At 48.7% G+C, this 12,774-nt stretch carries 12 protein-coding genes; 2 read left to right on the forward strand and 10 right to left on the reverse strand.

Going from position 1 to position 12,774, the window contains the following annotated elements:
• Positions 1 to 79 precede the first annotated feature (79 nt).
• The 5 genes from EJP77_RS02995 to EJP77_RS03015 all read right to left on the reverse strand — a co-directional run bounded on the left by EJP77_RS02995 (position 80) and on the right by EJP77_RS03015 (position 5,564).
• Entirely contained in the window at positions 80 to 1,051 is a 972-nt protein-coding gene (locus EJP77_RS02995; protein WP_127197678.1) for an aromatic acid exporter family protein, read from the reverse strand.
• 132 nt (positions 1,052 to 1,183) lie between these two features.
• Positions 1,184 to 2,038, reverse strand: a complete 855-nt coding sequence (locus tag EJP77_RS03000; protein ID WP_127197679.1) for an ABC transporter permease — start codon at positions 2,036 to 2,038, stop codon at positions 1,184 to 1,186.
• Entirely contained in the window at positions 2,039 to 2,821 is a 783-nt protein-coding gene (locus EJP77_RS03005) for an ABC transporter ATP-binding protein (RefSeq protein ID WP_127197680.1), read from the reverse strand. It abuts the gene before it with no gap.
• A gap of 19 nt (positions 2,822 to 2,840) precedes the next feature.
• The gene (locus tag EJP77_RS03010; protein ID WP_127197681.1) at positions 2,841 to 3,845 is read right to left on the reverse strand and encodes an ABC transporter substrate-binding protein; all 1,005 of its coding nucleotides are present in this window, start codon (positions 3,843 to 3,845) and stop codon (positions 2,841 to 2,843) included.
• Between the two features lie 201 nt (positions 3,846 to 4,046).
• On the reverse strand, positions 4,047 to 5,564 hold the full coding sequence (locus EJP77_RS03015; RefSeq protein WP_127197682.1) for a carboxypeptidase M32: 1,518 nt from the start codon (positions 5,562 to 5,564) through the stop codon (positions 4,047 to 4,049).
• 115 nt (positions 5,565 to 5,679) lie between these two features.
• Here EJP77_RS03015 and EJP77_RS03020 point away from each other — a divergent pair, with 115 nt between their 5' ends.
• Together EJP77_RS03020 and EJP77_RS03025 are read left to right on the forward strand one after the other, a co-directional pair.
• Positions 5,680 to 6,003, forward strand: coding sequence for an iron-sulfur cluster biosynthesis family protein (locus EJP77_RS03020; RefSeq protein ID WP_127197683.1), 324 nt, complete (start codon positions 5,680 to 5,682; stop codon positions 6,001 to 6,003).
• A 30-nt stretch (positions 6,004 to 6,033) separates the two neighbouring features.
• Entirely contained in the window at positions 6,034 to 6,600 is a 567-nt protein-coding gene (locus EJP77_RS03025) for a beta-class carbonic anhydrase (protein ID WP_127197684.1), read from the forward strand.
• Positions 6,601 to 6,805: 205 nt separating this feature from the next.
• On the opposite strand, the gene EJP77_RS03030 is transcribed toward EJP77_RS03025, so the two are convergent.
• The 5 genes from EJP77_RS03030 to EJP77_RS03050 all read right to left on the reverse strand — a co-directional run bounded on the left by EJP77_RS03030 (position 6,806) and on the right by EJP77_RS03050 (position 12,729).
• Complete coding sequence (locus tag EJP77_RS03030; protein ID WP_127197685.1) at positions 6,806 to 8,887, reverse strand: thioredoxin domain-containing protein; 2,082 nt, start codon at positions 8,885 to 8,887, stop codon at positions 6,806 to 6,808.
• A gap of 147 nt (positions 8,888 to 9,034) precedes the next feature.
• Positions 9,035 to 9,337, reverse strand: a complete 303-nt coding sequence (locus EJP77_RS03035) for a DUF4190 domain-containing protein (protein ID WP_127197686.1) — start codon at positions 9,335 to 9,337, stop codon at positions 9,035 to 9,037.
• Between the two features lie 170 nt (positions 9,338 to 9,507).
• The gene (locus EJP77_RS03040) at positions 9,508 to 10,563 is read right to left on the reverse strand and encodes a CotH kinase family protein (RefSeq protein WP_127197687.1); all 1,056 of its coding nucleotides are present in this window, start codon (positions 10,561 to 10,563) and stop codon (positions 9,508 to 9,510) included.
• A 352-nt stretch (positions 10,564 to 10,915) separates the two neighbouring features.
• A complete protein-coding gene (locus EJP77_RS03045) occupies positions 10,916 to 11,614 on the reverse strand; it encodes an ABC transporter ATP-binding protein (RefSeq protein WP_127197688.1) in 699 nt (232 codons plus the stop codon).
• Entirely contained in the window at positions 11,611 to 12,729 is a 1,119-nt protein-coding gene (locus EJP77_RS03050; protein ID WP_127197689.1) for an ABC transporter permease, read from the reverse strand. The genes EJP77_RS03045 and EJP77_RS03050 overlap by 4 nt, the downstream gene beginning before the upstream one ends.
• Between the last annotated feature and the right edge of the window lie 45 nt (positions 12,730 to 12,774).

Here is a 12,774-nt window from a genome sequence, read left to right on the forward strand (position 1 = left end):
TAGGCGAATGTTGATTAATTGGAGGCATCGAAATTAATTATATTTATACAACCCGTATTAAATACGAGGTTGCTCCCCGTTAATATGACCGCAGCTGCTCAGTCTTTCCGGTAGGATACTTGCTTTTCTTGGAGACATCGAGATATAAGCCCAGCTCTCTGCACAGCTGGAGAATTGCCGATCGAATCTCGAATTCTTCCCTGCTAGTCGGGAGCTCCATCGCTTTGAACTCCGTCTCCAGCTCTCTCAGCATATGTTCGGTTATTCCTGTATACGTCTCGCTCATCACATCTACTGACATCTGATCGAAGAGTACGGCGGCGCTCTCCCCTTGAGGCATTCTTTGGTAGACCTGTGAAATCAACTGCAGCATACTCTCAATCCGGTCCAGCTGCTGCTTGCGCATATAGAAATAGATCGTCCAGGCTTCATTCGGAGAAATGACTTGATTATCTAAGGCCCGCTTGGCAGTGGACAACCCCAGCTCCACCTCCTGGCTTGCATCAATTAACTCCTGTCCATCCCAGACATAGTCTGGGAACCGCAGCTGGTAGGCGATTCGTTCGAAGATCTTGCTGAACAGGGTATCCACTTTCGAGCGGATGATCCCAAGCTTGTCCTCCTCATTCGGCATGTAGATCATATTGACAACCATCGCACTTCCGAGTCCGATAATCAGCAGCAAGATCTGAGTGAACAAGGCATGAAAGCTGACGTCTTCCGCTCCAAACACCCGAAATACCACTACAGAGCTTGTGACAATTCCTTCTTTGAGGTTAGCTTTCGAGATCAGCGGAAAACCAATCAAGATATATACGGCAAGCACCCAAATATGAAACCCGAATATGTAGAATAAGGCAGAAGACATCACAAGGCCCACTATGGAAGCAAAAAAACGGGAAGAAACGGTGTGAATGCTTCTCTTGCGCGTTACATCCACGCCGAGTATGGCCAGCAGACCTGCGGACAGGGGATTCAGAATCCCAAGCAGATGAGCAATTATGATCGCTAGCACAGTGGCAATGGTAGTCTTAATCACTCTGAAGCCCATAGTACACCCCCACTAAATAAGTATGGTCTCTCTATAATGTCTATCCTATAGGATTTACTAACTGTTCACAATAAAGCTGGCGCTAGCCTCCCACTCCCTCGCTTTTGTTCATCCATAACAAAAACGGGAGCCCTACCGCTCCCGGATTAGCCTGCGTTCAATATAGACAACCAGCTGATACATTCCTGTCGCTGCTACAGCGATAATCACCAGGCTGGATAGGACCAGGGTGAAGTTGAAGACTTGAAAGCCGTAGATAATCAAATAACCGAGCCCTTCTTTTGCAACGAGAAACTCGCCTACAATGACTCCTACCCAGGCCATGCCGACATTGACTTTCAGTGTAGATACAATAGCCGGGAAGGATGCGGGGAGGATGACTTTGCGAAAAACATCTCTGCGGCTGCCTCCGAAGGTTCTGACCACTTTAACCAGGTTCGGGTCCACCTCATTAAAGCTGCTGTTCACTACTAGCGTGGTGATAATGACCGTGATCGACAAGGTAGTCATTACAATAGCCGTAAATCCTCCGCCAAACAGGACGATGAAGATCGGGCCTAAAGCCACTTTGGGCATGCTGTTGAAGACCACCATATACGGATCAAGCACCTTGGACAGGAAAGGAGACCACCAGATCAGTACGGCAAGCAGTGTTCCTACCAGGGTTCCTAGCAGAAACCCCGCAGCCGTCTCCAGCACGGTCGTTCCTAGATGCGGCCATAGGTCACCGCTAAGGACATCCTTCCAGATCTGGGCAAATACTTTGCTGGGATAGCTGAAGATTAGGACATCAATCCATTTTAGGCGTCCAGCAATTTCCCAGAGGAGAATCAGACTGAGCAGAATCGAAAGCTGAGTGAAAAGAACCACCCGCCTGCTGCGCCGCTTGCGGTGTTGATAGTCCCGGTACAAGCTCTGCAGCCATTCCCTAGAGTCCGTCCGCCTTGGATTATCCGGATTATCATGGGAGCTCACCCGCACACTCATCTAAGTCCCCTCCTTTCTCTCGGTTGCCTCTAGTTCTTTCCAGATTTGATGGAATAACTCGTTGAAGCCTTCCTGCTCGCGGGCGTAGAAAGGCTGAGTCAATCTGATATTCTCAGGTACTTCGAACGTCTTCCGGATTCGGCCGGGACCTGCGGCAAGTACAATCACCCGGTCGCTTACCGCGATTGCTTCGGCCAGATCATGTGTAACCAGAATCGCCGTCTTGTGTCTGGCCTGAAGCGTCTCTGCGATCAGATCCTCCAGCTGTAATTTGGTCTGATAGTCCAGAGCCGAGAAAGGCTCATCAAGCAGCAGCAGATCCGGCTCGGCAGCTAAGGTTCTAACCAGAGCTACCCGCTGACGCATGCCCCCTGACAGCTGGGAAGGATATAAATTCTCCGTACCTCCGAGGCCCATGCCTTCAAGGAGCTGAACGACGGATTCCTTCCGTTCCGGGGTCAGCTGCCCTCTAAGCTCAAGACCAATTAAGGCATTGTCCAGAATACGGCGCCAAGGGAACAAGTAGTCCTGCTGCAGCATATAACCCACTTCAGGATCAGGCCCGGTGACGGGCCTTCCATGAAGAAGCACCCGCCCCCGGGAAGGAGTGAGAAGTCCGGCCATGATAGACAGAAGCGTAGTTTTGCCGCAGCCGCTGGGACCCACCAGGCTGATGAACTCTCCAGGTTGAACAGTTAAATTCATCCCTTCAAGCGCAAGAACAGCCTCACGGTCCGTGACATAGACATGTTCAACACCTTGCAGTTCAATAACTGGATCCATTTCCCGCGCTCCTTCCCACCTAGTTCCCAGATCCTGCGGCTTGCCGTGCAAAGGAAGGCTCCACCAGCTTAGATACAGGTACACGCTCCTTAAGTTCACCGGCTGCATCCATTACATCCAACAGATTGTTCCATGCCTTCTCATCAATCTCGGGTGTCTGGGCATAGGTTCCCTGCTCTTTATAACGCTTGATTGCTCTGGCGAGAATCGCTTGGTCCGTATCCTTGAAATATGGAGCGATCACCTTGGCGGTCTCTTCGGGAGAATGCTCATTCACCCATTGCTGAGCCTTGGATATCGCGTTCGTGAAGCTCTGCACCTGCTCTTTATGGCCGTCAATATAACTCTTCTTGCTCATATAGACCGTATAAGGCAGCTTGCCGCTCTCCGTACCAAATGAAGCGATCACATGGCCCTTGCCCTCCTTCTCGATAATCGAGGCTTGAGGCTCGAACAGCTGCACATAGTCCCCGGTCCCCGATATGAAAGCAGCCGCGATGTTAGCAAAATCCACGTTCTGGATCAAGTTCAGATCCTGATGGGGATCAATTCCGTGCTTCTTGAGCGTGAATTCACCGGCCATCTGGGGCATTCCACCTTTACGCTGTCCGAGGAATACCGATTGCTTCAGAGAGTCCCAGTTGAAATTCTGTACGTCTTGGCGAGACACCAGAAAGGTTCCATCGGTCTGGGTCAGCCCCGCGAAATTGAGAACAGGATCATCCGAGCCTTGCTGATATACGTAAATGGAGGTTTCTGCTCCAACGAGTGCTATATCGATGGAACCTGACAAGAGGGCGGTCATGGTCTTATCGCCTCCGGAAGTCGTCTTAAGTTCCACATCCAGCCCGTTATCCTTGAAGAAACCTTTCTCAAGTGCAACATACTGCGGTGCATAGAATACCGAACGCGTGACTTCACCGAGCTCAATCTTTGCTGCCTGGCCTCCGGTTCCGCAGCCTCCAAGCACGATACTGCACAGCAGCATAACGGCAACCCACACCGCCGCGCGCGATTTTCTCATTTGCTTCCCTCCTTCTTCTAACTTGCCCGGCTGCTATTAGCTAAGCCTATGTATCAATGTATGCAAGGGCCTACCAAAAGGTTAAGAGCCTACCTACTAAGAAGACTAAGACTAACAAGACCAAGACGAATAAGACCCAAAAATCTAAAAAAGACCGAACTTACGGGAAGAACTCCCGCAGCTCGGTCTTATTTGAGACCATTACAAATTGTAGATCGCCTTGTATTTCTGTTCCAGATAATCGGCAAGATAGTTCGGGTTAAGCTCTTCCCCTGTAATTTCCAGGATCAGTTCGGCTGGCTTGCGGCTCTTCCCGTATTTGTAGATTTTATCAATCAGCCATTCCTTGATTGGGGCAAAGTTACCTTCAGCAATCAATTCATCGAAATTGGATATTTCCTTGCGGATGGTATTCGCAATCTGAGCGGCGTACATATTCCCGAGTGAGTAGGAAGGGAAATAACCAAAGCTTCCGCCAGACCAATGGACATCCTGCAGAACACCCACCCCGTCATTCGGCGGGATGATCCCCAAATACTTCTCGTACTTCTCATTCCATGCTTTAGGAAGATCCTTTACACTCAGGCCATCATTGAACAGCTGTTTCTCTAATTCATAGCGGATAATGATGTGTAGATTATAGGTCAGCTCATCCGATTCGGTACGAATCAGTGAATTCTCGACGCGGTTCACAGCCCGGTGGAAGTCTTCCGCTGTAACCGAAGCCAGCTGTTCCGGGAAATGCTGCTGCAAGTCAGCGAAGTAACGCTCCCAGAAAGAACGGCTGCGTCCAATCATATTCTCCCAGAAGCGGGATTGGGATTCATGAATTCCCATCGAGGTCCCTTCGGCAAGCGGTGTGCCTGTAAGTTCCGTGCTTAAATTCTGCTCATAGAGCGCATGTCCGCCTTCATGAAGGGAGCTGAACAAGGCACTCGTTACATCATCCTGAAGATAATGAGTTGTAATACGTACGTCACCTGGATTCAGTCCTGTCGCGAAGGGATGCACACTTTCATCAATACGTCCTGCATCAAAGTCATAACCCATCTGCTCAAGGAGGAACTTGCTGAATTTCTCCTGCTGATCTTTATCAAATAATTGATTCAGAAACTCGGCCTCCGGCTTGTTCGGCGATGCTTGGATCGCTTCAACAAGGGGAACAAGCCGGTCACGAAGTTGACCGAACACTTCATCCAATTTCACCGTAGTGAGTTCGGGTTCATATAGATTCAGCAGCGTGTCATAACGCGTGTCCTTTGGCCCCCAGTAATCAATGAATTCTTGTAGCTTGGCCACAATCTGGGTAAGATAAGGTTCAAAGCTCGCAAAATCTGAGTTTTCTTTGAAGTCCTCCCAAAGTGTCTCCGAGTGTGAAGTCAGCGTAACATATTCCTGATATTTTTCCGCAGGGATTTTGATACTGCGGTCGTATTCTTCCTGAACGTTCTCCACCGTCCGGCGGTTCACATCGTCTAATTGCTCCAATATTTCCGGACGGTTCAGAAAGCTGAGCAGCTCGCCCATTTCTGGGGATGTCTGAAGCTTGAACGACTCTGTAGACAGAATGCCCAGAGTCTCCGCACGGGTCTCTGCCCCTTTTCTCGGCGCCCCCGTTCTGAGATCCCATGCCATTAAGGCTACGGCTTCATAATAACCTCTTATTTTCTTGTTCAGTTCCCTAAATTGTTCCAGTTTGTGTTCAATAACCTGTTCCATGTTCAGGCTCACCTCAATTCTAAATTTTGGTGTTCCTCTTGATGATACTTATTACAATCTATATAATCAACTTTTAAAAGGTGTATAAACTCTTACTAGAAGGAGAGGGGCAGACATGAGAATTACTTTGGACCAACAGGCGAAGGATATCATCACCAAGAAGATCGGCGACCATCCGGGCCAAGTTCGGCTGTTGTATGATACGGAAGGATGCGGATGCTACGGTATCACTTCTTTTCAAATTATTAACCAGCCAGATCCCACAGACGTTCCGATTGAGAATGAGTCATTCCCCTTCTGGGTAGATCCTCAGCGTGCTGTGTTCTATGAAGAGCAGCTAAGGCTCAAAGGTGATCCACTGGACGGATCATTCCGACTTGAAGGGGACTCGCAATTATATGGTCAAAATGTAAAACTCAATGACATTCGAGGTAACTAAAAAAACAACACATATTGGAGGAATAAGTCAATGAGCAACCTTAACGAAATTCTTAATTACAACAAACAGTTTGTCGAGGATAAAGAATACGAAAGTTATATTTCTGACAAATTCCCATCCAAAAAGCTGGCAATTGTGACTTGTATGGATACCCGACTGGTCGAGCTGCTGCCAAGAGCCATGAATCTGCGCAACGGAGACGCCAAGATTATCAAGACTGCGGGTGCCATTATTTCCCATCCTTTCGGTAGTGTTATGCGTAGTGTGCTGGTAGCCATTTATGAGCTGGGTGCCGAAGAGGTGATCGTCGTAGGTCACACCGGCTGCGGTATGGCTTCTATCAACTCGGAGCGGATCCTTAACTCTGTACATGAAAGAGGCATTTCCCCTGAAATATTTGACACACTTGAGAATTCCGGAATCGAATTAAAAAGATGGCTGACTGGGTTTAGCTCGGAAAAAGAGGGGGTAATCCATACTGTGGACATAATTAAGAAACATCCTTTACTTCCACCCCATTTCCCTGTACACGGTATGGTTATCGATTCGACAACCGGAGAGTTGGAACTTGTCGTTGACGATCGTGAACAGGACTAGACATCTCTCAATGCTTTGGGCACGGACGCTGCGTCCGTGCTATTTTTTTGGTTATGAACTCCCAACGAACACCGGATTATTGTGAAGAACCTCTCACACCGCAGTATTTACACGTTCCTCTGCGTTCAAGTTGCTCACCAATGCGAATTCATAAGTAGCACTAAAAAGCCCGCCAGCAGATTGCTGACGGGCTTGCTTGCTTTGCTCATGAACTCCTTAATTCTTCCTTGAGCGCTTCCAGTGTAGTTATCGGTGCCTGGCAGGCAAAATTCTCGCAGAGATAGGCTGCTGCCTGACCGTTGACCGCCGCCTTGTCTCCAAGGTGGGGCAGAATTTGGCGAAGCGCATCCCCTTCGGGTCCCAGATAGTTCACGATTAGGACAGAACCCGGACTGTAAGATCGCTGAACAGCGGCAATCATTTCGTGGAGAACCGGGTCATCCGGCTTACCACTAAGCACAATCTCCCGACCTCCTCGTACCTGCTGCAGGGCAGCCTGCAGGTACATGGCGAACCCGGTCGGATAACTCCGTACCGTTCCGCCAAATGCTTGAAGCTGACGAACCGTCAGGCTTTGAAGCTCAGCGTCCTGGGTTAAAGCGGCCAGCTTGTAAAGCTGAAGGGCAGCGACGGAGTTGCCTGATGGAAGGGCACCATCATATATTTCCTTCGAGCTGGTGAGCAGCTTTTCCCCGTCACGTCCGCTGAAATAGAAGCCGCCCTCCTCATCTTCCCAGAACAAACTGAACATATCGTCTTTGAGCGAGATGGCACGCTGAAGGAAATGCGGCTTGCCCGTTGCTTCAAACAGCTCAAGCGTGCCCCAAAGCAAATAAGCATAGTCAACCAGATAGGCTTCGTATGCGGCTTCACCGTCTCTGTACCGGGCCAGCAGGCGGCCATCCTCACGGCGGAGAGCTGTCCATATGAACTCAGCTGCACGCTCTGCTGCCTCGGCATAAATCGGCTTTTGAAGAACTTTTGCTCCTCTGGCCAAGGCAGCGATCATCAGACCATTCCAGGCTGTAAGAATCTTATCATCCTTAGATGGGTGTACCCGCTGCTCCCGATACTTGAACAGCCGTTCTCTGCACTCCTCCATCCGGCTCTCCAGCGCCAGAAGACGCATGTTCTGTTCTTTGGCTATTTGATCCAGGGATTGATGAATCAAGTTGGGAATGTTCGCTCCTTCAAAATTCCCCTCTGGAGTTATGTCATAGATATGACAGTAAGAATGCATATCCTCCAAACCAAGAGCTTCTTCAATTTCGTCCCTGGTGAATACGTAGAATTTCCCTTCAATCCCTTCGGAATCTGCATCTTCAGCAGAATAGAACGCCCCCTCGGGTGACGTCATATCTCTTAGCACATACTCAAATACCGATTCAGCAATTTCGGCGTATTTCGCTTCACCTGTTGCCTGATAGGCTTCAAGATAAGCAATAGCCAATAGCGCATTGTCATACAACATCTTCTCAAAGTGCGGGACCAGCCACTTCTCATCGGTTGAGTACCGGGCGAATCCAAATCCAATATGATCGTAAAGTCCCCCGCGGTACATGGCGTCCAAAGTACGTACCACCATCTCCTGCGCTTTGGGCTGCTTATAAGCTTTGGCATAAGCCAGCAGGTAGGACAGATTGTGCGGGGTGGGGAACTTTGGAGCGGAGCCAAACCCGCCGTACACCGGATCGAACAGCTTCTCATAATGCTGGTAGGCATTATGCAGCAGCTGCTCATCCACCTGTCCAGGCTGGGAGCTTAACGTACGCTCCTGAACCTCGGCCATCAGCTCATCGCTTAACTCGGCCAGGCCGTCCCGGTCAGATGCCCAGCGATCCCTTATCTGCTCCAGCATATCAAGCAATCCTACCCGTCCAAGTATACTTCTTCTCGGGAAATAGGTGCCCGCATAGAACGGACGCTGATCAGGAGTTAACAGAACGGTTAGCGGCCACCCTCCATGCCCGGTCAGCGTCTGACACACGGCCATATATAAATTATCAATATCCGGACGCTCTTCACGGTCCACTTTAATGGAGACAAAGTGCTCGTTCAGCAGATCTGCAACTTCCTGATTCTCAAAAGACTCGCGTTCCATCACATGACACCAATGGCAGGTGGAATAACCGATGGATAGAAAGATCGGCTTATTGTCACGCTTGGCTATCTTAAAGGCCTCTTCTCCCCAAGCATACCAGTTCACTGGATTGTGGGCATGCTGGAGCAAATACGGGGATTTCTCAGTTATCAATTGATTCGGTTGCTGGACTTCTTTGTTCTCCATTTATGTAACCTCCTCAAAACCTATGTGTCCTGCTTGGTACTGCCCCATATATTACCCATTTATAGACAAAAAGACACGAACCAAGTCATAATCGTCTAGTTGATCCTTTAACTCTTAGCCTCCCCTCAGTAATTGGGAAGGGGCAGTTCAGACATGCCCAACCGCCAGAATAAAGAGTAGAATCTGAATCGCATAGAAGACGGTTCCTACAATTCCGCAGACCAAACCGGCAACAGATAATGTTCTACCCTTCTCTTCACCTCTTCGTATTTCTTTGAATGAAAGAATCGCACATATAATAGCCACTATGCCAAGCACAGACCCGAGGTAGGGTACGAGCAAAGAGCATATCCCTAATACAACGGATACTATCGATTTCGTATTTGTACGAACAGTCGAATGGGAATGATAGCGTTCATAAGTAGATGGCTCATCTGTCGGTTGATTCACGGCTGTATCCCTCCTATATTACAGGTAAGTTAAGGTTACCACGATTTACCTTTAATTAACATCTAATCCAATTAGTATATTAGATATCTACTCATCCATCCGATCATCACGGGCACAAAAAAGAAGCCGCATCCGGCTTCCGTCATCTCTCTGCTATCCATTTACTCTGCTTACAAATCATTCAGATGCTGAATCAAGTATTCTCTTCTCTTTTCCGTAAATTCCCGGATAACTCCCAATTCACTTTGAAATACGCCCATGTCCCACTGCTTGTTAGGATCTCTTCTAACGTCAGCAGCGATACGGCTGTGCATCTTTCTTGCAGCAGTCATAATGAGATCAGGCCTGAACTTGGACTTAAGATGGCTCCTCAGCAGTCTCTTGTACTCTGTACGCAGAGATCGGTAAGACAAAATCTTCTCAGTTAATTCATTATACCCTTGTATGGGTATCAGGTTGGATTCTGTTCGCGCTCCAAAAAAGTTCCTTCCCCAAGTCCCCTCGTAATCCCAGGGGATGATGCCGTATTTCCCCGTCATCCCGTGCTCATACCAGGTGTAGTTCTGACTTAACCCATCATCATTGCCAGTCATGACCGCTCCACTCAACCAACGCAGGTAATTGTTGATATTAATCCGGCTGTGCAGGAAACGAAGCAAATCTTTCCCTCTCTTGGCATTCAGCCTTTCTACAAACTGTTCAAACCTTTCGCGATCTTTCCTCATGCCTTTTATTAGACTGTAACCTGAGAACAAGGATGGCTTGGGATAACCCGTATCTTTATCGTACAAGGAGAAGTCGGCATTATCATTTATCGCATAGAATATGCTCCTTACCGGGATGCCTCTTTTGCGGAAGAAACGGGTCTTGACGGCCTCAAGCCGTAGATAAACCCCCAGCAGCTCACCGTTCAAATAGAGCACGCAATATTGGGCAGCCGGAGCTGGAACACCTATAGATTCTAGGAAACGAAAAGAAAGCGCATTTCGCAGCATGGATGGATCGTCATATTGGGCGTTGAAATGATAGGTCAGCCCCCTCGTTCTGATCTCGTATGATTTCTTCGGATGTTCACGGGTATGCTCCCCGCGGTATCTTATTCGAACTGGCTGGCTGATTCCCCTTATACTTAGTTCGCCGCGGACGAATGCCTTGGACCAGATATCCCGATTAAACTTCGTGTAATCAGCTTTGTTCATTCTGATCCGGTAAATCGGCAGATCCATGCTACCGCCTCTTTTCACAAGTTGCTGATACAGTTTATGCAGTCCCCTTTTCCCTAGATTGGGCTTAACCCCAGGACATAGCTGATTACAGAGCATCTTGAACATTGGCGGGATTCAACGAAAAAAGAGGAGGAATGCCCATGACTCGCATTCCTCCTCTTAAAGACAACTTATTATCCTCTATTCTTCTGATTGATCCCACTTCTTGGAATAAGCTTTCTTGGTGACCCAAAAAGTAGCCCATACAATAAATACCGCCACTACAACGATCATGAAATAAACGATCAGCACCCTTTATCCCCCCAGAACTCCCTTACCAACCTATTGTAAAGGAATTACCGGTATATGGCTACTAGCCATGGAGAGTAGAACTCGCTTCCTCAGTCAAGATTCCGCTTTCCAGTCGTAAGACCCGATCACATAATGATAGTACGCGCTCATCATGGGTTACCATAACAGCCGCCTTGCCCTCTGACTTCACTTCATGGGCCAGCATGCTGACTACATCATGGCCTCTGGCTGCATCCAGGCTTGCAGTGGGTTCATCGGCAAATATAATAGCCGGGTCGTTCATCAAGGCCCTTGCTATGGCTACGCGCTGCCTTTCTCCGCCAGAAAGCTGATGAGGGTAAGACTTCCGCCGGTGTTCTACTCCCAGACGGGTTAGAAGATCCTTCGCCCTGCCCATTGCCTTCCTCTTGTCCATCCCAGCAAGTCTGGCCATAATAAGCAGCTGCTCTTCGACTTTCAGATAAGGAATCAGATTGGCACTTTGAAAGATGAAGCCGATTTGATTCAATCTAAGCTGCTCCAGTTGATGGGCAGTATAGTCTGAAAGGCTCTCTCCCTCGATGATGACCTGTCCTTCCTTAGGAGTTAACAGAGCTCCTGCAATGGACAGAAAGGTGCTCTTTCCTGAGCCGGATGGTCCGATCACGGCAACAAGCTCTCCCTTTTGTACCTGCAGATTTACTTGGTTCAGCACCTTCAGCTGAGTATCCCCATCCCCATACGAATGGGAAATCCGGTCAAGTACCAATTTGTCAGTCATGCGGAAACCCTCCCTATAGCTTCAAGTGCATCCACCCTATTCACTTTCATGATGGATATGACTGAGCCAGCCATCGCCATGATCACGAATAGACATCCTGTAAGCCCTATTGTACTTCCGCTGAGTTGGAAGGGCATCGAGTCCGGCAGCAGCCGAGAGGCCACCTGGATAATTAGAATACTAATGAACAGACTGGCGACCGTAAGAAGCATTACCTGCCCCAGGACACTGGCTGCAAGATAGCCTGAGCCTGTTCCCATCGCCTTGAGTATGCCGAATTGGCTTGTCTTCTGAATCGTGATTACGTAGAAGAATACAGCAAGCACAAAGCCTGATATGAAATACAAGAACGCAATCATCATCAGGAGTGAGCCCTGCTCCTCCTTGTACCCTGGAATCGCGGATACAGCTGTTGACTTGGACATGATCTCCATCTCAGGCAGCTTCGACTTCAGTTGATCCGCCTGGCTGCTGCTCGCCTTAATGGCTAGGGTATTGTAGGCCGCATTGCCGGAAGCCTGCACTGATTTCGAGATTTTTTGTTTCCAGTTCTGCCACTCCTGCTCGTTCATGAAGATAACCGGAGTATGACTATAGGACTCATTGCGGGTGAACCCGGCAACCGTCCAGGCCATGCCTGAAGTTTGATCATGGATTACACTGCCAAGCTGTACTCCTGATTCCTTTAGCTTTTGATCCACCAGCACCTCACCGGAAGCATAGCTGCTAATTCCGCTTCCTTCTACCACGTCCGGCATGATCCAACTGTCAGACTCGGCAGCAAAAAATGTCACGTCGATCTTCTGACTTGCTCCATCATGGGTCACCGTTGCCATTTGCACACCTAACACGGCCGCATGGCTGTTTCCGACAACATTTCGGACTTCGTCAATGACGGATGTACCGACTTCTGAGCGGCTGAACCGCTGACTTGCATCACTTTGAACTACGAAGTAATCCGCAGGAATATTCTCAATAGATGAAGCATTGGCATAGGCCAGGCCCTTGGCGAGTCCTGTTACGAACATGACCAGGAAAGAGACCAGCAGCATGATGGTCATAATGAGCGCATATCTCGTTTTGGCAAATCTCATCTCTCTTAGAGCTAAATACATTTCATAACCTCCCTTGTGTAAGACAAGTGTAGGAAATGAAAATGA

The sequence above is a fragment of the Paenibacillus zeisoli genome (assembly GCF_003994465.1).
Classification (GTDB): Bacteria; Bacillota; Bacilli; order Paenibacillales; family Paenibacillaceae; genus Fontibacillus; species Fontibacillus zeisoli.

Excerpts from the sequence above, each read along its gene's own strand:
- EJP77_RS02995 (WP_127197678.1), bottom strand. The coding sequence starts at position 1,051 with ATGGGCTTCAGAGTGATTAAGACTACCATTGCCACTGTGCTAGCGATC.
- EJP77_RS03000 (WP_127197679.1), bottom strand. The coding sequence starts at position 2,038 with ATGAGTGTGCGGGTGAGCTCCCATGATAATCCGGATAATCCAAGGCGG.
- EJP77_RS03005 (WP_127197680.1), bottom strand. The coding sequence starts at position 2,821 with ATGGATCCAGTTATTGAACTGCAAGGTGTTGAACATGTCTATGTCACG.
- EJP77_RS03010 (WP_127197681.1), bottom strand. The coding sequence starts at position 3,845 with ATGAGAAAATCGCGCGCGGCGGTGTGGGTTGCCGTTATGCTGCTGTGC.
- EJP77_RS03015 (WP_127197682.1), bottom strand. The coding sequence starts at position 5,564 with ATGGAACAGGTTATTGAACACAAACTGGAACAATTTAGGGAACTGAAC.
- EJP77_RS03020 (WP_127197683.1), top strand. The coding sequence starts at position 5,680 with ATGAGAATTACTTTGGACCAACAGGCGAAGGATATCATCACCAAGAAG.
- EJP77_RS03025 (WP_127197684.1), top strand. The coding sequence starts at position 6,034 with ATGAGCAACCTTAACGAAATTCTTAATTACAACAAACAGTTTGTCGAG.
- EJP77_RS03030 (WP_127197685.1), bottom strand. The coding sequence starts at position 8,887 with ATGGAGAACAAAGAAGTCCAGCAACCGAATCAATTGATAACTGAGAAA.
- EJP77_RS03040 (WP_127197687.1), bottom strand. The coding sequence starts at position 10,563 with ATGGATCTGCCGATTTACCGGATCAGAATGAACAAAGCTGATTACACG.
- EJP77_RS03045 (WP_127197688.1), bottom strand. The coding sequence starts at position 11,614 with ATGACTGACAAATTGGTACTTGACCGGATTTCCCATTCGTATGGGGAT.
- EJP77_RS03050 (WP_127197689.1), bottom strand. The coding sequence starts at position 12,729 with ATGTATTTAGCTCTAAGAGAGATGAGATTTGCCAAAACGAGATATGCG.